The sequence below is a fragment of the Streptomyces sp. NPDC048197 genome, assembly GCF_043202395.1.
Classification (GTDB): Bacteria; Actinomycetota; Actinomycetes; order Streptomycetales; family Streptomycetaceae; genus Streptomyces; species Streptomyces siderophoricus.
Map to the genome: position 1 here is coordinate 29,177 of NZ_JBIDAJ010000017.1, position 22,381 is coordinate 51,557.

Sequence of the window (22,381 nt, forward strand, 5' to 3'; positions counted from 1 at the left end):
GCCACCGAAGGGACCCCCACGGCGGCCCCGAGACGAGGGCCGGCCCCGGCGGCCGGCCCGGCCCGCTTCATGGGCGGGCAACCCACCGAGAAATCCATGGACTTCAAGGGCTCCGGCACCCGCCTGCTGGCCCAGATGCGGCCCGAGCGCGGCATCATGTCCGTGGCCCTGCTGCTGGGCGTGGCGAGCGTGGCGCTGACCGTCGTCGGCCCCAAGGTCCTCGGCCACGCCACCGACCTGATCATGTCCGGCATCATCGGCCGCCGGCTGCCCGAGGGCATCACCAAGGCCCAGGCCGTGGACCGGCTGCGGGCGCACGGCCAGGGCGGGCTGGCCGACATGCTGGGCGCCATGCCGTTCGTGCCCGGCCACGGCATCGACTTCGGCGCGGTCGGCGTGGTCCTGCTGTGGACCGCCCTGATCTACGCCGCGGCCTCGCTCTTCGGGTTCGTCCAGGCCCGGATCGCCACCAAGGTCGTCCAGCGGACCGTCTTCCGGCTGCGCGAGCAGGTCGAGGAGAAGCTCGGCCGGCTGCCGCTGAGCTACTTCGACAAGCAGCAGCGCGGTGAGGTCCTCTCCCGGGCCACCAACGACATCGACAACATCGCGCAGACCCTCCAGCAGACCCTCAGCCAGATCGTGTCGTCGCTGCTGACCATCGTCGGCGTGCTCGCCATGATGTTCTGGATCTCCTGGCTGCTGGCCCTGGTCGCGCTGGTCACGGTCCCGGTCTCGGTGGTCGTCGCCACCAGGATCGGCAAGCGGGCCCAGCCGCAGTTCGTCCAGCAGTGGAAGACCACCGGCAAGCTCAACGCCCACATCGAGGAGATGTACACGGGCCACAGCCTGGTGAAGGTCTTCGGCCGGCAGAAGGAGTCCGCCGAGCTCTTCCGCGAGCAGAACGAAGCGCTCTACGAGGCCGGCTTCCGGGCCCAGTTCATCTCCGGCATCATCCAGCCCGCGATGATGTTCATCGGCAACCTGAACTACGTGCTGGTCGCGGTGGTCGGCGGGCTGCGCGTCGCCTCCGGGGCGCTGTCCATCGGTGACGTCCAGGCGTTCATCCAGTACTCCCGCCAGTTCAGCCAGCCGCTGACCCAGGTCGCCTCGATGGCCAACCTCGTCCAGTCCGGCGTCGCCTCCGCCGAGCGGGTCTTCGAACTCCTCGACGCCCGGGAACAGGACCCCGACCCCGAGCGGCCGGCCCGCCCCGCACACGTCCGCGGCCACGTCGGGTTCGAGTCCGTCTCGTTCTCCTACGCCGAGGACAAACCGCTGATCGAGGACCTGTCGCTGGCCGTCCACCCCGGCCAGACGGTCGCCATCGTCGGCCCGACCGGTGCCGGCAAGACCACCCTGGTCAACCTCCTGATGCGGTTCTACGAGGTGCGCGGCGGCCGGATCACCCTGGACGGCGTGGACATCGCCGCGATGTCCCGCGAGGAGCTGCGCGCCCACATCGGCATGGTCCTCCAGGACACCTGGCTCTTCGGCGGCACGATCGCGGAGAACATCGCCTACGGCGCGCCGGCCGGCACCTCGATGGACAAGATCATGGCGGCCGCGAAGGCCACCCACGTCGACCGCTTCGTGCGCACCCTCCCCGACGGGTACGACACCGTCCTCGACGACGAGGGCAACAACGTCTCGGTCGGCGAGAAGCAGCTGATCACCATCGCCCGGGCCTTCCTCGCCGAGCCCGCCATCCTCGTCCTCGACGAGGCCACCAGCTCGGTCGACACCCGCACCGAGGTCCTCATCCAGCACGCGATGGCCCAACTCCGCTCCGGCCGCACCAGTTTCGTGATCGCGCACCGCCTCTCCACGATCCGGGACGCCGACACCATCCTCGTCATGGAGAACGGCGCCATCGTCGAACAGGGCAGCCACGACGCCCTGTTGGCGGCCGACGGCGCCTACGCCCGGCTGTACGCGGCCCAGTTCGCGGAGGCGGTGGTGGAGGCGGACTGACCCGGCCGCGCGCCGGCCGCAGCATTACCGCACCCGCGCCCGTATGACCTGCGAGTAAACCCAACTCCCCCTGGAGATTGCGGATTTATGTGTAGGTCATACGGGCGCGCCGCTATGGTGTGGTCAACACGTCACACACGGCGACGAAAGGGGGCGGGCCGGATGATCCGTACGTACAAGTTCCTCATGCGGCCCACCGTCGGTCAGATGGGCGCGCTCGCCGAGATGCTGCGTGATCACTGCTCGCTCTACAACGCCGCGTTGCAGGAGCGGCGGGACGCCTACCGGCACAGCTCGCGGACGACTGTTCGGTACGGGCAGCAGTCCGCGCAGCTCAAGGACATCCGTGCCTTCGATCCGGAGCGTCAGGGTCGCTGGTCCTTCTCCTCCCAGCAAGCGACGCTTCGCCGATTGGACAAGGCGTTCGTCGCGTTCTTCCGCCGCGTCAAGACCGGGGACAAGCCTGGCTACCCACGCTTCCGCTCGGGCAAGAGGTTCGACACCGTGGAGTGGCCGAAGGACGGCGACGGCTGCCGCTGGGACGCCACCCCGCACGATCCCGTCACCCGCCTCCGGCTGCAAGGCGTCGGGCACGTCAAGGTGCACCAGCACCGGCCCGTGATCGGCAAGGTCAAGACGATCAGCGTGAAGCGGGAAGGACGACGCTGGTACGTGGTCCTCACTGCCGAGCGGCCCGCACCCGAACCGCTTCCGGCGACGGGAAGCGTGGTCGGCATCGACCTGGGCGTAGCCAACTTCCTTGCGGACTCCAACGGCGAGTTCGTGGCCAATCCGCGCCACGGCCAGAAGATCGCCGCCAAGTTGAAAGCTGCGCAGCAGGCTCTCTCCCGGTGCAAGCGCGGCAGCGAGAGGCGTCGCAAGGCCGTGGAGGCCGTAGCTCGTCTGCATCGTAAGGTCCGTCGGCAGCGACTCGATCATGCACACAAGACCGCTCTCGATCTCGTTCGTGAGCACGACTTCATTGCACACGAAGACCTCAAGATCCACGACATGAGCAAGGCCCCGGTCCGGAAGCCGGACCCTGACAAGTCAGGCAGTTTTCTGCCCAACGGGGCTGCTGCCAAGGCAGGACTCAACCGTTCGATCGCTGATGCCGGATGGGGGGTGTTCCTCCAGATGCTCACCGCCAAGGCAGAATGCGCCGGACGGGAGGTGATGGCCGTGGACCCCCGTAGCACCTCCCGGCGGTGCCCCGAATACGGGCACACCGCCAAGGAGAACCGGCCCACGCAGGAAACCTTCCACTGCGTCTCGTGTGGCCACGAGGCGCACGCGGACACGGTGGGGGCCCTGAACGTTCTACGGGCCGGGCTGGTCCGTCGCGGAGCCGTACCGGCGTAGCGAGCAGCCCCCGCCTTCACGCGGGGGAGGAGTCACGCCAAGAGGGTGCGGACGACGGCGTGCGCACCGCGCTCGATCCTGGCCCGGCGGGTGACCCGGGCGCTGATCGTGCACCCGGTCGTCATCGCCTTCACCGACGGCACCGAGCCGGTGCACGCGCTGGTGGCCAGGGACGGCAAGGAGGTCGCCACCCGCGCACGTCGCGGTGGACCTGGCGGCGCCGGACCGGATCCGCCGGGACGGCGGGGACGAGGTGCCGCTGCTGCCGTGGGACGTCGTCTACGCGTCGGACGAGGCCCGGGCGCGCAAGACGATCGCGGACTCGATGCCGTCCGCGCCCTGGCCGGCCGGTCCGGTCGGGGCGAGGCCCGGGGAGCGGGCGGACGAGGGGGCCACCGCGGCCGACCCCGCGGCGGGGCAGGAGGCCGGGGCGTCGGACGACCGTCCCGTCGGGGCCCGGATCGCCGATCAGCGCAGGGCGCTGGGACTCGCGCTGAGCGGCGCGGAGCATGCGCTCGCCAAACTGCGTGACCTGGGCCAGGGCCGGACCTATCCGCCGCTGTTCACCGACGCCGACGAATGGCACGAGCTGCGCGAGGCCGCGATCCGGGTGCACCACCAGATCGACAACCACCGGCCGCCCTCGGAAGAGGAGGAGCCGGTCGAGGACGGCACCGGGGCCGACGACTGAGGTGCGGGAGGTGTGCCGGTGCGCGCACCCGTGCGCTCCCCGTGCGCTCCCCGGCCCCGGGAACGGCCGCCCGTCGCCGCCCGCCCGCCGGCCGTAGGGCCCGCGGCGTCCCGCTGTGCGGACAGATCACGTCCGTATGCCGGGACGCCACCGCGGTCGGACCGGGGCGGCGCGGGGCCCGGTCATGTGCTGGTCGAAGGCCGTGGGCGGGGTGGCGGCGGGGGGTCTTCGGAGGCTGCCAACTCGCCCTCGTGTGGGGCCGTTCAGGGGATTCGGGAGACCGTGTTCCGTGCCCCGGCGGCCGTCAACGGGGACACGCGATGACCACTCGAAGTGATCGACGGAACACAAGAACGTGCAAAATCGGCCTCGGGTCCGGTACCCATCTGAGCTATTCTGCTGGGCAAGAAGGATCCGGGCAGCGTTGCCCCCGGGTCCTTTTGTGCTTTCAGCCGCGTTCCGCGCGACTGCGAGGACCGTACGAAGCAGTGCCGCAGACACCCGGCAGGGCCGGGAGATGCCCCCGTCGCAGGGACCGAGGAGGAACCAGACGTCATGGGCGAGCGAAGCAGGCAGGACCGCGAGCAGAAGAGGATGCAACACCCCGAGAACCGGGTAGGTGGTCGCAGGTGAGTTCCCTCCTGCTGCTGACCAACGCACTCCAGCCGTCGACGGAGGTGCTCCCGGCGCTCGGGCTGCTGCTGCACAGCGTGCGGGTGGCCCCGGCCGAGGGTCCGGCGCTCATCGACACCCCCGGTGCCGACGTCATACTGATCGACGGCCGACGTGACCTTCCCCACGTGCGCTCGCTGTGCCAGCTGCTGCGGTCCACCGGCCCCGGCTGCCCGCTGATCCTGGTCGTCACCGAGGGCGGCCTGGCCGCCGTCACCGCCGACTGGGGCGTCGACGACGTCATGCTGGACACGGCCGGCCCCGCCGAGGTCGAGGCGCGGCTGCGGCTGGCGACGGGCCGCCAGCAGATCACCACCGACGACGGGCCGATGGAGATCCGCAACGGCGACCTCTCGGTGGACGAGGCCACGTACAGCGCCAAGCTGAAGGGCCGGGTGCTGGACCTGACCTTCAAGGAGTTCGAGCTGCTCAAGTACCTCGCGCAGCACCCGGGCCGGGTCTTCACCCGCGCCCAGCTCCTGCAGGAGGTCTGGGGCTACGACTACTTCGGCGGCACCCGGACGGTCGACGTCCACGTCCGCCGGCTGCGCGCCAAGCTCGGCCCCGAGCACGAGTCCCTCATCGGCACGGTCCGTAACGTCGGCTACCGCTTCGTCACCCCCGAGAAGCCCGAGCGCTCCGCGGAGAGCGGCGGGAAGAACAAGGACGACGGGGCGAACGGGACGAAGCACGCGGAATCCGACCGTCACGCGGGCGCTGCGCAGAGCCGCACCACCGCCGACGGCACCGGCCCGGACCCGGCCGCCGCCGCGACCGCGAACTCCGCAGGCCCACGGCCTGCCCGGAGGTAGGGGGTGGGCGGCAGTTCTCCGCGGGCTCGCGGGGCCTGGCACGCACATCTGCGGCGTTGTCGTCAGCCTCCGACGCTCCGCGTGGACTCCTTCCTCCGCCTTGCCGCTGCACTCGGCATCCCAAGGGCGCATCAAAGAGCCGAGACGTTCTGAGCGCAGCGAAGGGAGTGCACCAGGCCCCGCTCCCTGATCCACGGAGAACTGCCGCCCACCCCCACGGCCCACCCGCGTAGACTGCCGCGCGTGGCCAAGGTGACGCGGGATGATGTGGCAAGACTGGCGGGGACGTCCACCGCCGTTGTCAGTTACGTCATCAACAACGGACCCCGGCCGGTTGCCCCGGCCACGCGCGAGCGGGTGCTCGCCGCGATCAAGGAGCTCGGGTACCGGCCGGACCGGGTCGCGCAGGCGATGGCGTCCCGCCGGACCGACCTCATAGGCCTGATCGTGCCGGACACCCGGCAGCCGTTCTTCGCGGAGATGGCGCACGCCGTCGAACAGGCCGCCTCCGAGCGCGGCAAGATGGTGCTGGTCGGCAACGCCAACTACCTCGACGAGCGCGAGGTGCACTACCTCCGGGCGTTCCTCGGCATGCGGGTGGCCGGGCTGATCCTGATCAGCCAGGGCCCCAGTGAGCACGCCGCCGCCGAGATCGACGCCTGGGACGCCCGGGTGGTGCTGCTGCACCGCCGGCCGGACGCCATCGACGACGTCGCCGTGATGACCGACGACATCTGGGGCGCCCAGCTGGCGACCCGGCACCTGCTGGAGCACGGACACCCGTACGTCGCCTTCCTCGGCGGCACGGAGGAGACCCCGAAGTCCGGCGACCCCGTCACCGACCACGTCGAGGGCTGGCGGCGCGCCATGCTGGAGTCCGGCCGCTCCCCGGACGGCCACTACCACCAGGCCGCCTACAACCGCTATGACGCCTACCAGGCCGCGCTGAAGCTGCTGGCCGGGCCCGAGCGGCCGCCGGCCATCATGTGCGCAACCGACGACCAGGCCATCGGCGTGCTGCGGGCCGCCCGCGAGCTGCGCATCGACGTGCCCGGCGAGCTGGCGGTGGCCGGCTTCGACGACGTCAAGGAGGCCGGGCTCACCGACCCGCCGCTGACCACCGTCGCCTCGGACCGCCAGGCGATGGCCCGGGCCGCGGTCGACCTGGTGCTGGACGACGGGCTGCGGGTGGTCGGCTCCCGCCGCGAGCGGCTGCGGCAGTTCCCGTCGCGGCTGGTCGTCCGGCGGTCGTGCGGCTGCGGCGGCTGACCGCCCGCGGCGCCGCACCGGCCCTCTTCACGCCTGACCTCTTCGCACTGGCCGTCTTCACGCCGGACCTCTTTATACCGGGCATATCTACTTCTGTCGGGTCTCTCACGGCGTTCTCAGACCGTTCTCATGCACCCGACGCACAGTCATCTCCATGACCGACAGCTACCGCCGAAGCGGCGATGAGACGCATCAGCAGGGGTTCACCCAGGGGTTCGCGCACGGGGCCGGGCAGGCTTTCCCGCCCCCGCCCCCGCCCCCGCCCCCGTACGCACCGGGGCACGGCGAGGCGGGCGGTGCGCCGCGGCGGGCCCGTAAGCCGGTCGCGCTGATCGCCGCGGTCGCGCTCGCCTCCGGTCTCATCGGGGGCGGCAGCGCGGCGCTGATCGCCGGCGCGACCACGCACGCCACGCAGAACAGCGTCGGCACCCCGCTGGTCAACGCGGGCAAGAACAGCGGCAGCGGCGTCTCGGCGGTGGCCAAGGCGGTCAGCCCGTCGATCGTGGAGATCAAGGCGCGCACCACCGAGGGGGAGTCCACCGGTTCCGGCGTCGTGCTCACCGCCGGCGGCGAGGTCATCACCAACAACCACGTGGTCGCCGGCGCCGACACGGTCCGGGTGACCTTCAGCGACGGCAGCCGGAAGACCGCCAAGGTCGTCGGAACGGACCCGGACAAGGACCTGGCGCTGATCAAGGTCCAGGGGGCCAAGGGGCTCACCCCGGCCTCGCTCGGCGACTCCGACAAGATCACGGTCGGGGACGGCGTGGTGGCCATCGGCTCGCCGGAGGGCCTGACCGGCTCGGTGACCAGCGGCATCGTCTCCGCCCTCAACCGCGACGTGACCGTCCCCAAGCAGGACGGCGGCCGGGGCCGGCAGGGCGCACCGGACGACGGCGGCGGCTGGCCGTTCGAGTTCGGCGGCAACCAGTACAACGGCGACACCGGCTCCTCGAAGACCTCGTACAAGGCGATACAGACCGACGCCTCGCTCAACCCCGGCAACTCCGGCGGCGCCCTGATCAATCTCCAGGGCCAGATCGTCGGCATCAACTCCGCTATGTACTCGCCGAGTTCGGCCAACAGCAGCACCGCGGGCAGCGTCGGCCTGGGCTTCGCCATCCCGATCAACACCGTCAAGGCCGACCTCGACTCGCTGCGCGGCGGCGGCAGCGGCGGAAGCAACAGCGGCGTCTGACAGGCCGGCCGGCCGCCTGCCGTGCCAGGCTGAAGAGCAGCCGCAAGAGCAGCCGTCCGATTCCGTATCCCAGCCGAGGTAACCACGCACATGAGCCCCGCCGAGCACGGTGACCACCCCGCCCGCATCCTCATCGTCGACGACGAGCCCGCGGTCCGCGAGGCGCTGCGGCGCTCGCTCGTCTTCGAGGGGTACGGGACCGAGGAGGCGGTCGACGGTCTGGACGCGGTCGACAAGGTCGCCGGCTACGACCCCGAACTGATCGTGCTCGATGTCCTGATGCCCCGCATGGACGGGCTGACCGCCGCCCGCCGGCTGCGGGCGAGCGGGGTGACCGTGCCGATCCTGATGCTCACCGCCCGCGACACCGTCGGCGACCGGGTCACCGGCCTCGACGCCGGTGCCGACGACTACCTCGTCAAGCCCTTCGAGCTCGACGAACTGCTCGCCCGGATCCGCGCCCTGCTGCGCCGCAGCTCCTACGCGGCGGCGGCCGGCGCGCAACCCGCGGAGGACGAGACGCTGGGCTTCGCCGACCTGCGGATGAACCTGTCCACCCGCGAGGTGACCCGCGGCGGCCGGCCGGTCGAGCTGACCCGCACGGAGTTCACCCTGCTGGAGATGTTCCTCGCGCACCCGCGGCAGGTCCTCACCCGGGAGCAGATCCTCAAGGCCGTCTGGGGCTTCGACTTCGAACCCACCTCGAACTCCCTCGACGTGTACGTGATGTACCTGCGCCGCAAGACGGAGGCGGGCGGCGAACCGCGCCTGGTCCACACGGTGCGGGGGGTCGGCTACGTCCTGCGGGGGGAGGGCGGGGCGGAATGAGCACCGGCCGCCCGGGCCCGCTGGCCCGGTTCCACCGGCTGCCGCTGCGCTCGCGGCTGGCGATGCTCACGGCGGTGGCGGTGGCCTTCGCGGTGGCCCTCTCGGCCGCCGCCTGCTGGCTGATCACCCGGGACCGGCTGACCGAGCAGCTCGACACCCAGCTCAGCAGCGTCGAGGTGGGCGACGGCTACGTCCGGGCGCTCAGCGCGTACTGCAACAGCCCGGACGGGGTGCACTTCCAGCCCACCCCGTACACCATCCAGCTGGTCTCGGCCGGCGGCTACGTCTGCACCTCGCCGGACAAGTCGCCGATCCCGCCGCAGCGTGCGGACACCGCGGTGGCCGCGGGCCGGCTGGCGGCGACGGAGCACACCACCCGGGCCCAGGACGGGGCCGAGATGCGGGTGTCGACCAAGCCCTACGACGGGCCGCTCACCGACGCCGCGGGCAACCGGCTGGCGATCTCCGTGGCGGTGCCGATGAAGCAGGTCACCGACCCGCTCAACCAGCTCGCGCTGGTGCTGCTGGTGGTCGCCGGAGTGGGCGTGCTCGGCGCCGCCACCGCCGGTCTCTGGGTCGCCCGGGCGGGCCTCAAACCCGTCGACCGGCTCACCGCCGCCGTCGAGCACGTCGCCCGTACGCAGGACCTGGCCGTCCGCATCCCGGTCGACGGGGAGGACGAGATCGCCCGCCTCTCCCGTTCCTTCAACTCCATGACCTCCGCGCTGGCCGCCTCCCGCGACCTCCAGCAGCAGCTGATCGCGGACGCCGGCCACGAGCTGCGGACCCCGCTGACCTCGCTCCGTACCAACATCGACCTGCTGGTGCGCAGCGAGCAGTCCGGCCGCCCGATCCCGCCCGCCGACAAGGCGGCCCTGCTGGCGTCGGTGAAGGCGCAGATGGGCGAGCTGGCGGCGCTGATCGGTGATCTGCAGGAGCTGTCCCGGTCGCCCGAGCCGGGCCAGAGCGCGGTCGGAGTCGTGGCGCTGCACGAGATCGTCGGCTCGGCGCTGGAACGGGCCCGGCTGCGCGGCCCGTCGCTGACCCTCACCGCGGACGTCGCGCCCTGGTACGTACGCGCCGAGGCGGCCGCGCTGGAGCGCGCGGTGGTCAATCTGCTCGACAACGCGGTGAAGTTCAGCCCGCCGGGCGGCACGGTCGAGGTCCGGCTGGCCGGCGGTGAGCTGACCGTGCGCGACCACGGCCCGGGCATCCCGCAGGACGAACTGCCGCATGTCTTCGAGCGGTTCTGGCGCTCGCCGTCCGCCCGCAGCCTGCCCGGCAGCGGACTGGGCCTGTCGATCGTGGCCCGTACGGCGGAGCAGGCGGGCGGCGCGGTACGGCTGCGCTCCGCCGACCTCGGCGGCACCGAGGCGGTCCTGACCCTGCCGGGCGCACCGACCCCGCCACCCGCGGGGCCGGCCCCACGGCCGGGGAGGCCGGCGCCGCGGCCCGGCCCGCCGGAGCCGCCCGCGCCGAGCTGAGCCGGGCGGCCCGCCGCCTACGTCACTTCTTCTTGCCGGCCGCGTCCCCGAACGGCAGGTCCGTGCCGGAGAGTTCGGCGCGGATGCCGTCCCGTTCGACGGAGATGTTGCGCAGCCGCACGTCACCGGGGGTCTTGGGGAGCTGGAAGGAGAGCGACAGCCGGTCCGCGAGCTGCGGCTTGGTCAGGCCGCTCAGCGCGCCGAGGATCTTCGGGTCGATGCCGACCTTCTGCAGCAGCCAGGGGTGGTCCACCACCACGTCGACGAGGTTGACCTTCATCAGCTGGTGGACGAAGCGCGGCGACCCGGTCAGCTGGTGCAGCTTGTCGTCGCTGCGGAGCGCTTCGTCGAGGTACTGCTTCGGGATGCCGATCCGCTCGGCGATCGCCGGGATGCTCAGCATCGCCTTGGCCTTGGCGGCCTGCCGGCTGAGTTCGGCGGCGGCCTTGCGGGTCAGCCGCAGGCCGTCCGCCTTGCCGGTGCCCGGCCGGTAGACGGCGACGTCGCCGATGTCCAGCCGCATCCGGCTGATGTCGGTGGACACCCCGCGGTCGCCGGCCCGCCGGATGCGCGCCTCGGCCCGGACCCGCAGTTCGTGCCCGGCGATCGGCAGCCGGCCCTCCGCGCGGACCGAATCGTGCCCCAGCTCGCTGAACTTCACCTGGGAGGCGCCGAGTTCGCGGTTCATGTCGTCGAAGGCGAGCAGCACGTCACCGTGCATGGAACCGATCGTGGCGCCCTTGACGGAGCTGGGCAGATCACCGTCGAGGCGGACGTCGTGCGCGGTCGCCTCGAACTTCGCCAGCGAGACCCGGTCGGCGGCCAGGTCGGGGATGGTGACCTTCACCTGGTCGACGCGCTTGTCGAGGACCTGGGTGAGGAACGGGAAGCCCTGGATGTCGACTTCGGGCGTGGCGTTCAGATGCAGCGCGGACTTGAGCTTCTCCGCGGTCTTGTTCTGCGCGTAGAGCACCGCGAACCGGTCGAAGAGGGTGAGGAAGGCGGTGCACACCAGCACCGCGACCAGCAGCTTCACGGCGATCGGAACGGCGGCGAAGCGGCTGATGCCGCGCTTGGCCCGGCGGTGGTTGGGCGGTGACCAGGCCTCCTCCTCGTCCTCGTCGGCGCGCAGCCCGAGGCCCAGCGGATCGTCGCTGTCGTCCCGCTCGTTGAGGTACGTGCGGCGGCGCGGGCCGCCGGCGTAGGCCGAGGGATCGTTCTCCGTTCCGGTCTCCGCGGCGGGGTCCGGCTCGGGATCGGCGAGGGCGGCCAGATCGGCGTACGGGTTGATCGGGGGAAGCTTTCTGGTGTTGCCGGCGGGGTCGTCCTGGGCGCCGCTCGTGACGGGGGTGTGGGGGCGGTACGAGGCGGCGGGCTCGGGCGAGGGTGAAGGTATGCGTGTGGGGGATCGCATCCCGACATCCCACCACGATCGGGTCCCTCGAACGCAAGTCTTACCGAAGGTATGTCGGATACGCGAAGCTTGTCGTGGCGGTCTTGAGGAAATTTTTCCGCACCACCGGCTGTTGCTGAATTACCGTCAGCACTCTTCCAGGTCGTTACTTCGTCCGTACTTCATCCGTCTTCGTACGCACTCCGTCCGGACTTCCCCGCACCTAGTGCTCTTACCGATCCCCTGAAGGTGACCCCATGATCGTGGTAACCGGAGCAACCGGCAACATCGGCCGCAGCCTTGTCGACCGGCTCCTCGCGCACGGCGCCGCCGTACGCGCCCTGACCCGCGACCCGGCGCGCGCCCAACTGCCCGCCGGTGCGGAGGTGGTACGCGCCGATCTCACCGGCAGCGCCGCCGACTTCGCGCCCCTCCTCGACGGTGCCGACGCCCTCTTCCTCAACCTGGCGGCCGGCGGCGACCGGGCCGCGCTCGCCCTCGTCGAGGCCGCGGCCAAGGCCGGCGTCCGCCGGATCGTCCTCAACTCCTCGATGGCGGTGACCGACACCCCCGCCGACGAGACCAACTTCATCGCCCGGATGCACGCCACGCTGGAGCGCGCGGTGCGCGACTCCGGCCTGGAGTGGACCTTCGTCCGCGGTGGCAACTACGCCACCAACGCCCTGGCCTGGGGCCCGGCGATCCGCGACTCCGGAGTGGTCCGCGACGCCCACCCGGGCGCGCAGGGCGTCCCGGTCCACGAGGCGGACCTCGCGGACGTCGCCGCCGTCGCCCTCCTGGACCGCACCGGCACCCACAACGGCCAGGCGTACCTCGTCACCGGCCCCGAGGCGCTGACCGTCGCCGACCAGGTCGCCGAGATCGGCCGCGCGATCGGCCGCGAGACCCGGGTCGAGCAGATCACCGAGGAGGCCGCCGCCGAGGCGATGTCCGGCCCCCACCTGCCGAAGGAGGCGGCCCTCGAACTGGTCCGCATGTTCGGCAGCACGGTCGACGCCCCGGCCTTCCCGATCTCCGACGCGGTCGAACGGGTCACGGGCCACCCCGCCCGCACGTTCGCCCAGTGGGCGCGGGATCACGTGGGGGACTTCTCCTGACGTTGCCGCTTCGCGGGGCTGCCCACGTACCCGTCTGTCCCGCCGTCGGGCTTGCTCGCCGTTGCCGCTCAGCGGCGCCTCCCGCGTAGCCGGCCCTCCCGCTGCGGGGTCTGCCCGCCGTCGCGCGCACCCCGCTGGTGGAGCACGGCCAGGGGCAGCATCACCACCGCCCCCACGAAGAAGTACGTATTGATCGCCATCTCCGTCCAGAACTCCCCGGACGCCGGATCGGCGGGGCGTTCCGCCAGCCCCAGCAGGCCGTACGGGGTGAGCCCGGCCGCCGTCGTGAGGTTCTCGACCAGGCCCGGCACACCCCGTACGGCCAGAAGCACGGCGCCGCACCACAGCGGCACCGTCACCAGCCACCCCGGCAGCCGCCGCCCCCACGGCCGTACCGTCGCCAGACTCACCACCGCGCCGCCCGCCGACATCGCCACGATCAGCCCGTCATAGGCGAGGAACACCCACACCGGCACGGCGTCCTCCGCACCCATCGCCGCCCGGTAGTCCACGCCCATCCACACGTGCCACACGAACGACACCACGAGCCACCCGAACGCCCCGTAGGCCCAAAAGACCTTCCTGGCCCGCTCCTTGGGCCCCTCCCCACCCCGCACAGAAGTCATACCCGCCACGCTAGGAGCGGCCCCCACGAAGCACGTCCTCCTTGCGGGCGGGGGCCCTCCGCCTTGCGGGGGAGCGGGGCCGCTGCGCTTTGCGGTGCCGCCCACGTACCCGTCTGTCCCGCCGTGGGGGTTGCTCGCCGTTGCGCTTTGCGGCGCCCCGCACGTACTTGGCCGTCCCGCCGCGGGTGGTCTCGCCGTTGCGCCTGCGGCGGGCTGGGTGGGTGTCGGGTGCGGTGACGGGCCTGCGGGGCCGGTGTTTGGGACTGCTGTCGCTTTACGTCCCAAACACCGGCCCCTCCGGCCCGTCCCCTCCCGATTGGGGGAGGGGAATGCGGTGGGTGGGGGCGGGCGTTGGGGCTGCAAGGGGCCCTTGGGACCCGTAGGGGACGGTCGAACAGAACCCGTAAGGGTCGCGAGCGCCCCCTGCAGGGCCACAACTCGACAGGTGAGGCGCGGTATTCCCGCTGACCGGCGACGTCAGGTGTACGCCCCACAACGCGCGCCCCCACACACACCCGCACACTCCCCCAACGGGAGGGGACAGGCCGGAGGGGCCTTGTTCGTGGACGTAAAGCGTCAGCAGTCCACGAACAAGGCCCCGGAGGCCCGTCACCGCACCCAACAACAACCCAGCCCGCCGCAGGCGCAACGGCGACCAACAACCGCGGCGGGACGGCCAAGTACGTGCGGGGGCGCCGCAAAGCGCAACGGCGAGCAACAACCGCGGCGGGAGAGACGGGTACGTGGGAGTTACTTCACCACGTGAATACGGTCCGCCGCCGGCGGTTTCAGCGGGGAGGAGGCCGACGAGTGTGCCGTCAGGTACGCCGTGAAGGCGTCCAGGTCGGACGGGCCGACGTACTTGTTCTTGGCGTCCTTGAAGGCGGGGAAGCCGTCGCCGCCGCCGGCGAGGAACTCGTTCATCGCGACGCGGTAGGTCTTGGCGGGGTCGAGGGCGGCGCCGTTCAGTTTGACGGAGTCCTTGACGATGCGGTCGGCGCCCTTCTTGGTCATGTCGAGGGTGTAGGTGAGACCCGCGGAGACCTGGAGGATCTTGGGGGACGCCTCGTTGGGGCCGCTGACCTGCTGCTGGAGGGCGGTCAGCAGCTGGGCGCCGGTGAGGTCGACGACGTTCATCATGTTGGTGAAGGGCTGGACGGTGAACGCCTCGCCGTAGGTGACGACGCCGTCGCCCTCGGAGCCGGACGCCGGGTAGGCGAGGTCGGAGCGGATGCCGCCGGGGTTCATCAGGGCCAGCTGGGCGCCCCCCTTGTCGGCGGCCTTGGTCGCTTCGAGCTGGGCGTCGGCGATGACGTCGCCGAGCGGGGACTCGGGGGCGTTCGCGCCACGGCCGGCGATGTCGGCGGCGATGTGGCCGACCGGGCGGGCCGCGACCGGCGCGGCCAGCTTGTTCCACCGGGCGATCAGGGACGTCATGTCCGCGGCCTTGGGCTGGGTGCGGTCGACCACGTGGTTGACCGCGCCGGGCGCCTTGACGCTGGTGCGGACGATGTCGTGGGTGCGCCGGTCGTAGGTCAGCTCGGTGTCGGTGTAGAGCTTGCCGTAGGACGCGGCGGAGGTGACGGTGCGCGGCCGGCCCGACGGGTCGGGGATGGTGCAGGCGTACGCCTGGTGGGTGTGGCCGGTGACCAGGGCGTCGACCTTGGGCGTGACGTGCTTGGCGATCTCGGTGATCGGGCCGGAGATCCCGTCGCCCGGCCCGGGGCTGTCGCAGTCGTAGTTGTACGAGGTGGAGGCGGGCAGGCCGCCTTCGTGGATGAGGGCCACGATCGCCTTCACGCCCTGCCGGTTCAGGACCTTGGCGTACTTGTTGATCGTCTCTACCTCGTCGTGGAACTTCAGGCCCTTGACGCCGTTGGCGCTGACGATGTCCGGGGTGCCTTCGAGGGTCACGCCGATGAAGCCGATCTTCACGCCCTTGTGGCGCCAGACGGTGTACGGCTTGAGCAGCGGCCTGCCGGTCTTCTCGTCGGTGACGTTGGCGGCCAGGTACGGGAAGCCGGCGCCGGCGAACTTCTTGCCGTCCTCGTAGCAGCCGTCCTTGGGGTGGCAGCCGCCGTTCTGCAGGCGGGTCAACTCCGCCCGGCCCTCGTCGAATTCGTGGTTGCCGACGGAGGTGACGTCCAGGCCCAGCTGGTTCATGGCCTCGATGGTCGGTTCGTCGTGGAAGAGGCCGGAGAGCAGCGGGCTGGCCCCCACCAGGTCGCCGGCCGCCGCGGTCACCGAGTACGGGTGGCCCTTGCGGGCCGTGCGCAGGGACTGGGCCAGGTACTCGACGCCGCCGGCCGGCACGCTCTTCCTGGTGCCGTCGGCCTGCAGTTCCTCGACCGTGCCGGAGGAGCCCTGCGGCGGTTCGAGGTTGCCGTGGAAGTCGTTGAAGGAGAGCAGCTGAACGTCAACGGTGCGGTCGGTGCGGCCGGAGTGACCGGTGCGGTCCGGGTGCACGGTGTCGGCCCCGGCCGGCAGGGCGGCGACGGTGACGCCGATTCCGACGGCGGCGGCCAGTGCGGCCGATCCGGTCCTCAATCTGCTGATGGCGCGGCGCCGTTGCGGTGTCGCTGGCATGGGTTCCCCTCCTGGATGGTCCTGAGCGGACCGCAGCTTATTGTTGACGCGCGTAGCGCAACAGGGGGTGCCGGGTTACGGGACGGTTGCCGGTGAGCGCCGGGCCGGCGGGCGGCACCGGCGTGGCTCGCCGGGCAGATCGGGGCGGCCGCGCCCTGATGCCGCTGCGGGACCCCGGCAGGGTCGTACGCTGCACACATGACTGACGCTGCACAGGAGATGGGCCGGACCGGCCGCAGGATCCAGGTGGTCGACGAGGTCGCGCCGGAAACGGCCGGGGCCGTTCTGGAGCTGATCGAGCGGGCCGCGCGCACGGACGGGCAGCCCGCGGTGTCCGAACAGGGACGGCTGCAGCTGCGGGGCGGCAAGCGGCCGGGTGTCGCGCATGTGCTGGTGTACGCGCACGGGGAAGCGGGCGAGGAGCTGCTGGTCGGCTACGGCCAGCTGGAGGACACCGACCCGGTGGAGGCGCCGGCCGCCGAGCTGGTGGTGCACGCCGGGCACCGCGGCCGGGGGCACGGCCGGGCGCTGGGCACCGAGCTGCTGGAGCTGTCCGGGCGCCGGCTGCGGGTCTGGGCGCACGGCGGGCACCCGGCCGCCCGGCACCTCGCGCAGACCCTGGGTCTGACGATGTTCCGCGAGCTGCGGCAGATGCGGCGCTCGCTGGGCGACCTGGAGCTGCCCGAGCCGGTACTGCCCGAGGGCGTGACCGTACGGACCTTCCAGCCGGGCACCGATGACGCGGCCTGGCTGGAGGTGAACGCGGAGGCCTTCGCGCACCACCCCGAGCAGGGTTCGCTGACCCAGCGCGACCTGGACGACCGCAAGGCCGAGGCGTGGTTCGACCCCAAGGGCTTCTTCCTGGCCGAGAAGGGCGGCCGGCTGGTCGGCTTCCACTGGACGAAGGTGCACCCCGAGGAGGGCCTGGGCGAGGTCTACGTCCTCGGCGTCCGGCCGGGCGCCCAGGGCGGCGGCCTGGGCAAGGCGCTCACCTCGGTGGGGCTGCGCCATCTGGCCGGGCAGGGGCTGCCGACCGCGATGCTCTACGTCGACGCCGACAACGCGGCGGCGGTGAGCGTCTACGAGCGGATGGGGTTCGTCACGCACGAGACGGACCTGATGTACCGGTCGGAGACCTGAGCGGCGGCGGGCGGGTGCGCGCGGGCGGGGCGGCCCGGCCGGGGGCCCGGCCCGCGTCCGCCGCGCGCCGGGGCTAGCGCCGCTGTGCCCGCCCTTCCCGCGCCAGCATCGCGTGGACGACCTCGTCGGACCACTCGCCGTCGGGGAACTCGTTCTCCCGCAGATGGCCCTCCCGGCGCACCCCGAGCCGTTCCAGCAGCCGGGCCGAGGCGGTGTTGCGGCCGTCCAACTCGGCCTGGACACGGTGCAGCTGCAGCTCCTCGAAGCCCAGGGCCAGCAGCGCCCGCAGCCGGGTTTCCGGGCCGGGGGCGGGGCGCCATAACCAGTTTCCTTCAGTAGCGGAACGGCCAGAAGGCGTGGAACGGCCGCCGGATCGCTCCGGCGCGCCCGCCTTTTATTTCTGCCGGGTGCGCCGTCATCATTCTCGTTCCTTACGGCTCTCCGCCCGGCTTTCCGGCACCTTTCGCAGGTGTTTCTCGGCATGTGCCGGGGCCTTCAACTGGCGACCCATCAACTGGCGGACCGTCAACTGGCCTCTCCCGTCGGGCCGGCGCGGCGCGACGGTCGGAGACAGGGGCGGCTGCATGACGGCCCTGCAGAAGCTCATCGGTTTCCCCTCGGCTCGGTGAATTACTTTCGCATTTCCTGGTCCCGACCCTTTCGCTTCGGAGGACTCCCGTTCGAATTCTTGCACTGTCACACGTTTTAAAGCTTTACGTGGAAAGCTTTGCGCGAGAAATCGGATCCGCCCCCCGAAGGGCATGAGGCCCAGCTGAGGGAAGCCGGGGTATTTCTCATGGGTAACGGTTGCGGCGACCGGGCGGCGACGTGGTGACAGCGCGACGGGGTGGTGACACAGTGTCGGCGGCGCCGCACCGCCCGCGTTCGGGTGCCGCCGTGGCCCGCCCCTGGCCCCGCCCCCGGCCCCGCGCCGTAGCGTCCCGCTTGCTTCTGCGCCATATCCGCGTTACCGCTGATTCAAGGTCGGTTGCGAGCATCGCTGAATGCAGCCCGCTGTGCCGAACCTCCCCAACCCGAGGCTCCGTCTCGCGCCGCCACCTCCTGACGCGCCTGGAACCCCCGGAACGCGGAAGAATAAGGCCATGAACCAGCAGCCCAGCGCTCAGGCACAGGTCCAGCCCGAGATGCCGGCCACCAGGCCCCCACAGGCCCCGGCCCCCTCGGCCCAGCCTTCCGTGGGCTCCATCGCCGCGCACCGGCCGCACGCGGTCCGCGGGACGGTGCCGGGCCTGGAACCGGACCTCGACGCCGACCCGGACGCGTACGTGGACCAGGGCGTGGTGGGCGTGGACGGCGCGGAGCTGCCCGCCGACCGCTTCCTGGACCGGGAACGCAGCTGGCTGGCGTTCAACGAGCGGGTGCTCGAACTCGCCGAGGACCCGGCCACCCCGCTGCTCGAACGCGCCAATTTCCTGGCGATCTTCGCCAGCAATCTGGACGAGTTCTTCATGGTCCGGGTCGCCGGACTCAAGCGGCGGATCGCGACCGGCGTCGCCACCCGCTCCGCCTCCGGCTTCCAGCCCCGCGAGGTGCTGGACCTGATCTGGACCCGCTCGCGCGAGCTCATGGCCCGGCACGCCGCCTGCTTCCAGCAGGACATCGCCCCGGACCTCGCCGACCAGGGCATCCACCTGATCCGCTGGCCGGACCTGACCGAGAAGGAGCAGGCCCGGCTGTTCACCCTGTTCCGGCAGCAGATCTTCCCGGTGCTCACGCCGCTGGCGGTGGACCCGGCGCACCCGTTCCCGTACATCTCCGGCCTCTCGCTGAACCTGGCCGTCGTCGTCCGCAACCCGGTCAGCGGCCACGACCACTTCGCCCGGGTCAAGGTCCCGCCGCTGCTCTCCCGTTTCCTCGAAGCCTCCCCGCAGCGCTACGTCCCCATCGAGGACGTCATCGCCGCCCACCTGGAGGAGCTGTTCCCGGGTATGGAGGTGCGCGCGCACCACATGTTCCGGGTGACCCGCAACGAGGACCTGGAGGTCGAGGAGGACGACGCCGAGAACCTCCTCCAGGCGCTGGAGAAGGAGCTGATGCGGCGGCGGTTCGGCCCGCCGGTCCGGCTGGAGGTCGAGGAGTCCATCGACCCCGCGGTGCTCGACCTGCTCGTCCAGGAGCTGAAGATCTCCGACGCCGAGGTCTACCCGCTGCCCGGCCCGCTGGACCTGACCGGGCTGTTCGGCATAGGAGCGCTGGACCGGCCCGAGCTGAAGTACCCCAAGTTCGTCGCCGGCACCCACCGTGACCTCGCCGAGGTGGAGTCGGCGTCGGCGCCCGACATCTTCGCCGCGCTGCGCGCCCGCGACGTCCTCCTGCACCACCCCTACGACTCCTTCTCCACCTCGGTGCAGGCGTTCCTGGAGCAGGCCGCGGCCGACCCCGACGTCCTCGCCATCAAGCAGACCCTCTACCGCACCTCGGGTGACTCGCCGATCGTCGACGCCCTGATAGACGCGGCGGAATCCGGCAAGCAGGTCCTGGTGCTGGTCGAGATCAAGGCACGGTTCGACGAACAGGCCAACATCAAGTGGGCCCGCAAGCTGGAGGAGGCGGGCTGCCACGTCGTCTACGGCCTGGTCGGCCTGAAGACGCACTGCAAGCTCTCCCTCGTGGTCCGCCAGGAGGGCGACATGCTGCGCCGTTACTCCCACGTGGGCACCGGCAACTACCACCCCAAGACGGCCCGGCTCTACGAGGACCTCGGGCTGCTGACCGCCGACCCGCAGGTGGGCGCCGACCTCTCCGACCTCTTCAACCGGCTGAGCGGCTACTCCCGCCGGGAGACCTACCGCCGCCTCCTGGTCGCCCCCAAGTCCCTGCGCGACGGCCTGGTCCAGCGGATCACCAAGGAGATCGCGCACCAGCGCGCGGGCCGGCCCGCGTACGTCCGCATCAAGGTCAACTCGATGGTCGACGAGGCCGTCATCGACGCGCTCTACCGCGCCTCGCAGGCCGGCGTGCCGGTCGACATCTGGGTGCGCGGCATCTGCGCGCTGCGCCCGGGAGTGCCCGGCCTCAGCGAGAACGTCCGGGTCCGCAGCATCCTCGGCCGCTTCCTGGAACACTCCCGGATCTTCGCCTTCGGCAACGGCGGCGAGCCCGAGGTGTGGCTGGGCAGCGCCGACATGATGCACCGCAACCTCGACCGGCGGATCGAGGCGCTGGTCCGGGTCACCGACCCGGCGCACCGCGCCGCCCTCAACCGGCTCCTGGAGACCGGTACCTCGGACACCACGTCCTCCTGGCACCTGGGCCCGGACGGCGACTGGACCCGGCGCTCCGTGGACGCGGACGGCGCGCCGCTGCGCAACGTACAGGAAATGCTCATCGACGCCCGGAGGCGCCGGCGTGGCCCAGCGACCTGACCAGCGGACCGGGGGGCCGGCCGGTCTCCTCGGCACCGGATGCGAGCCCGGCGGGGCGGCCGGCGCCCGTGCCGCGGTGGTGGACGGACCCTACGGACCGTACGGACCACCGGGGCCGTACGACGACCCGGCGGCCGGCACCGGACCCGCCGCCGGCCTCCACCTCGCCGGGCGGACGGCCGAGGACGTGCTCGCCGGCTACCTCCACCAGCAGTCCGCGGACTTCCTGCGCAGTCTGCGGCTGCACCGGGAGAGCGGCCCGGACGCCGAGGGCGCCGGCGCGGCCGCCCGCCGGCTGCGCCGCGCCGCCCGCCGGATCAGCGCCACCCTGCACACCTTCCGGCCGCTGACCGAAGAGGCCTGGGCCGACCAACTCCTCGCCGAACTGGGCTGGTTGTCCGGCACCCTGGCCCGCGAACAGGCCTGTGCGGCCCGCCGTGACCGGCTGATGGCCGCCCTGACGCGGCTGACCGGCCGCACCGACCGCCCCGAGCACAGCACCGGCCGCGCCCCGCGCACCGGCCGCGGCGTACGCCCCGACCGCGCCGAACCACCCGCCGGGCCCCGCTCCACGGGCACCCGTGCCGCCGGCACCCGCAAGACGGAGCCCTCCAGTACGGACACCGGCGGCCCCGGCAACCCGGGCCCCGACACCGGCTCCCTCGAAGGGCGCGACCCCGCCGTCCCGGACGCCGATGCCGTCCTCGCCGCCGGTGCCGCACGGGCCGGGGCACTCCTGGACCGCCAGCTCACCCTCGCCCGCACCCGCGCCCACTCCGCCGCGCTCCAGGCCCTGGGCTCGTCCCGTTTCCACGCCGTCGCCGACTCCGTGGCCGTGCTCGCCTCCGAGGTGCCGCTGACCCGCGCGGCCGCGGACGTCCCGGCCGCCGAGGCGCTGCCGCCGCTCGCCGAGCAGTCCGCGCGCCGGCTCGCCGAGGCGGTCGGCGCGCTGCCGCTGGTCCGCGCCGGACAGCCGTACAACGCCGAGGCGCTGGCCGACGGCGCCCGCCAGGACGCGCCCTGGCACCAGGTACGGGTGCTGCTCCGGCTGAGCCGCTACGCCCAGGAGGTGCTGGTCCCCGAGTACGCCGACCCCCGCCTGGCGGAGGCGGCCCTGCTCCTGGAGGGCCACCGGGACGCCGCCGAGGCCGCCGCCGCAGCCGCCGCCGCGGCCCGCACCCCCCGCATCGCCCCGGCCACCGCCTACGCCCTCGGCGTCCTCCACGCCGACCAGCGCCACCAGGTCGAGGCGGCCCGCTACGCCTTCGGCCGCGTCTGGCTGTCCCGGGAGAAGGCACTGAAGGGGGTGGAGCGATGACGGGACCCGGAGAGCCACCGGCCCGCACGCCGGACATGCGTAAGCCGGCATCCCGCACGCCGGACGCCCGCACGCCGGACGCCCGCACGGTGGATGCCCGTGAGCCGGACAGCCGCAAGCCGGTGCGGGCCGCGGGCTGTGTGCTGTGGCGCCGCCGCCCGTCCGTCGAGCACGGCCTGGAGATCGCGCTCGTCCACCGGCCCAAGTACGACGACTGGTCCCACCCGAAGGGCAAACTCAAGCGCGGCGAGGACGCCCTGGCCGGGGCGGTCCGCGAGGTGGCCGAGGAGACCGGTATGGACTGCCGCCCCGGCGCCCCCCTGCCGACCTCCTACTACTTCGCCAACGGCCGCCCCAAACAGGTCCGTTACTGGGCCGCCGAGGCGATGGCGGGGGCGTTCACGCCGACCGACGAGGTCGACCGGCTGGAGTGGCTGCCCCCGGAGGAGGCCCGCCACCGCCTCACCCAGGAACGCGACCGGCCACTGATCGACGCGCTGCTCGCGGCGCTGCATCTGGCCTGAACA

The 22,381-nt window shown here is 72.1% G+C and carries 18 protein-coding genes; 13 read left to right on the forward strand and 5 right to left on the reverse strand.

From position 1 onward, the window contains the following. Positions 1-69 precede the first annotated feature (69 nt). Both ACGF4C_RS22485 and ACGF4C_RS22490 read left to right on the forward strand, forming a co-directional pair. Positions 70-1,971: an ABC transporter ATP-binding protein gene (locus tag ACGF4C_RS22485; protein ID WP_393568715.1), complete on the forward strand. Its 1,902-nt coding sequence runs from the start codon at positions 70-72 to the stop codon at positions 1,969-1,971. 162 nt (positions 1,972-2,133) lie between these two features. After that, positions 2,134-3,333, forward strand: coding sequence for an RNA-guided endonuclease InsQ/TnpB family protein (locus ACGF4C_RS22490; protein ID WP_393568575.1), 1,200 nt, complete (start codon positions 2,134-2,136; stop codon positions 3,331-3,333). A gap of 32 nt (positions 3,334-3,365) precedes the next feature. Here ACGF4C_RS22490 and ACGF4C_RS22495 read toward each other — a convergent pair whose 3' ends face one another. Next, positions 3,366-3,524 (reverse strand): hypothetical protein, encoded by a 159-nt coding sequence (locus ACGF4C_RS22495; RefSeq protein WP_393568576.1) that lies wholly within the window; start codon positions 3,522-3,524, stop codon positions 3,366-3,368. A 14-nt stretch (positions 3,525-3,538) separates the two neighbouring features. On the opposite strand from ACGF4C_RS22495, the gene ACGF4C_RS22500 reads away from it, so the two are divergent. From ACGF4C_RS22500 to ACGF4C_RS22525, 6 genes are all read left to right on the forward strand, one after another. Beyond that, positions 3,539-4,024 carry a hypothetical protein gene (locus ACGF4C_RS22500; RefSeq protein WP_393568577.1) on the forward strand — a complete coding sequence of 162 codons (486 nt, stop codon included), beginning with the start codon at positions 3,539-3,541 and terminating at the stop codon, positions 4,022-4,024. A gap of 629 nt (positions 4,025-4,653) precedes the next feature. Then, the gene (locus ACGF4C_RS22505) at positions 4,654-5,508 is read left to right on the forward strand and encodes a response regulator transcription factor (RefSeq protein ID WP_393568578.1); all 855 of its coding nucleotides are present in this window, start codon (positions 4,654-4,656) and stop codon (positions 5,506-5,508) included. Positions 5,509-5,751: 243 nt separating this feature from the next. Next, complete coding sequence (locus ACGF4C_RS22510) at positions 5,752-6,777, forward strand: LacI family DNA-binding transcriptional regulator (protein ID WP_393568580.1); 1,026 nt, start codon at positions 5,752-5,754, stop codon at positions 6,775-6,777. A gap of 154 nt (positions 6,778-6,931) precedes the next feature. Beyond that, complete coding sequence (locus ACGF4C_RS22515; RefSeq protein WP_393568582.1) at positions 6,932-7,975, forward strand: S1C family serine protease; 1,044 nt, start codon at positions 6,932-6,934, stop codon at positions 7,973-7,975. A 90-nt stretch (positions 7,976-8,065) separates the two neighbouring features. Beyond that, positions 8,066-8,803 (forward strand): response regulator transcription factor, encoded by a 738-nt coding sequence (locus tag ACGF4C_RS22520; protein ID WP_362143214.1) that lies wholly within the window; start codon positions 8,066-8,068, stop codon positions 8,801-8,803. Beyond that, the gene (locus ACGF4C_RS22525) at positions 8,800-10,287 is read left to right on the forward strand and encodes an ATP-binding protein (RefSeq protein WP_393568583.1); all 1,488 of its coding nucleotides are present in this window, start codon (positions 8,800-8,802) and stop codon (positions 10,285-10,287) included. Before ACGF4C_RS22520 ends, ACGF4C_RS22525 begins: the two co-directional genes overlap by 4 nt. 22 nt (positions 10,288-10,309) lie before the next feature. Here the strand turns inward: ACGF4C_RS22525 and ACGF4C_RS22530 are convergent, their stop codons facing one another. Beyond that, complete coding sequence (locus ACGF4C_RS22530; protein ID WP_393568584.1) at positions 10,310-11,701, reverse strand: DUF2993 domain-containing protein; 1,392 nt, start codon at positions 11,699-11,701, stop codon at positions 10,310-10,312. Between the two features lie 236 nt (positions 11,702-11,937). Between ACGF4C_RS22530 and ACGF4C_RS22535 the strand changes: the two genes are divergently transcribed. After that, a complete protein-coding gene (locus ACGF4C_RS22535) occupies positions 11,938-12,798 on the forward strand; it encodes an SDR family oxidoreductase (protein ID WP_393568585.1) in 861 nt (286 codons plus the stop codon). A gap of 68 nt (positions 12,799-12,866) precedes the next feature. On the opposite strand, the gene ACGF4C_RS22540 is transcribed toward ACGF4C_RS22535, so the two are convergent. After that, entirely contained in the window at positions 12,867-13,424 is a 558-nt protein-coding gene (locus tag ACGF4C_RS22540) for a hypothetical protein (RefSeq protein WP_393568587.1), read from the reverse strand. Between the two features lie 750 nt (positions 13,425-14,174). Then, a complete protein-coding gene (locus tag ACGF4C_RS22545) occupies positions 14,175-16,010 on the reverse strand; it encodes a bifunctional metallophosphatase/5'-nucleotidase (protein ID WP_393568588.1) in 1,836 nt (611 codons plus the stop codon). 219 nt (positions 16,011-16,229) lie between these two features. Here ACGF4C_RS22545 and mshD point away from each other — a divergent pair, with 219 nt between their 5' ends. Next, a complete protein-coding gene (gene mshD / locus ACGF4C_RS22550; protein ID WP_393568716.1) occupies positions 16,230-17,150 on the forward strand; it encodes a mycothiol synthase in 921 nt (306 codons plus the stop codon). A 73-nt stretch (positions 17,151-17,223) separates the two neighbouring features. On the opposite strand, the gene ACGF4C_RS22555 is transcribed toward mshD, so the two are convergent. Then, positions 17,224-17,439, reverse strand: a complete 216-nt coding sequence (locus ACGF4C_RS22555) for a GNAT family N-acetyltransferase (protein WP_393568717.1) — start codon at positions 17,437-17,439, stop codon at positions 17,224-17,226. 814 nt (positions 17,440-18,253) lie between these two features. On the opposite strand from ACGF4C_RS22555, the gene ACGF4C_RS22560 reads away from it, so the two are divergent. Genes ACGF4C_RS22560 through ACGF4C_RS22570 form a run of 3 tightly spaced genes read left to right on the forward strand, consistent with a single transcriptional unit; the run spans position 18,254 to position 22,378 of the window. Next, positions 18,254-20,536: an RNA degradosome polyphosphate kinase gene (locus ACGF4C_RS22560; protein ID WP_393568590.1), complete on the forward strand. Its 2,283-nt coding sequence runs from the start codon at positions 18,254-18,256 to the stop codon at positions 20,534-20,536. After that, positions 20,520-21,854, forward strand: a complete 1,335-nt coding sequence (locus ACGF4C_RS22565) for a CHAD domain-containing protein (protein ID WP_393568592.1) — start codon at positions 20,520-20,522, stop codon at positions 21,852-21,854. The genes ACGF4C_RS22560 and ACGF4C_RS22565 overlap by 17 nt, the downstream gene beginning before the upstream one ends. Beyond that, positions 21,851-22,378 (forward strand): NUDIX hydrolase, encoded by a 528-nt coding sequence (locus tag ACGF4C_RS22570; RefSeq protein WP_393568593.1) that lies wholly within the window; start codon positions 21,851-21,853, stop codon positions 22,376-22,378. Before ACGF4C_RS22565 ends, ACGF4C_RS22570 begins: the two co-directional genes overlap by 4 nt. The last annotated feature ends 3 nt before the right edge of the window (positions 22,379-22,381 follow it).

Coding starts and splice junctions, on each gene's coding strand:
- ACGF4C_RS22485 (WP_393568715.1), top strand. CDS start 70: ATGGGCGGGCAACCCACCGAGAAATCCATGGACTTCAAGGGCTCCGGC.
- ACGF4C_RS22490 (WP_393568575.1), top strand. CDS start 2,134: ATGATCCGTACGTACAAGTTCCTCATGCGGCCCACCGTCGGTCAGATG.
- ACGF4C_RS22515 (WP_393568582.1), top strand. CDS start 6,932: ATGACCGACAGCTACCGCCGAAGCGGCGATGAGACGCATCAGCAGGGG.
- ACGF4C_RS22520 (WP_362143214.1), top strand. CDS start 8,066: ATGAGCCCCGCCGAGCACGGTGACCACCCCGCCCGCATCCTCATCGTC.
- ACGF4C_RS22525 (WP_393568583.1), top strand. CDS start 8,800: ATGAGCACCGGCCGCCCGGGCCCGCTGGCCCGGTTCCACCGGCTGCCG.
- ACGF4C_RS22530 (WP_393568584.1), bottom strand. CDS start 11,701: ATGCGATCCCCCACACGCATACCTTCACCCTCGCCCGAGCCCGCCGCC.
- ACGF4C_RS22535 (WP_393568585.1), top strand. CDS start 11,938: ATGATCGTGGTAACCGGAGCAACCGGCAACATCGGCCGCAGCCTTGTC.
- ACGF4C_RS22540 (WP_393568587.1), bottom strand. CDS start 13,424: ATGACTTCTGTGCGGGGTGGGGAGGGGCCCAAGGAGCGGGCCAGGAAG.
- ACGF4C_RS22545 (WP_393568588.1), bottom strand. CDS start 16,010: ATGCCAGCGACACCGCAACGGCGCCGCGCCATCAGCAGATTGAGGACC.
- mshD (WP_393568716.1), top strand. CDS start 16,230: ATGGGCCGGACCGGCCGCAGGATCCAGGTGGTCGACGAGGTCGCGCCG.
- ACGF4C_RS22560 (WP_393568590.1), top strand. CDS start 18,254: ATGAACCAGCAGCCCAGCGCTCAGGCACAGGTCCAGCCCGAGATGCCG.
- ACGF4C_RS22570 (WP_393568593.1), top strand. CDS start 21,851: ATGACGGGACCCGGAGAGCCACCGGCCCGCACGCCGGACATGCGTAAG.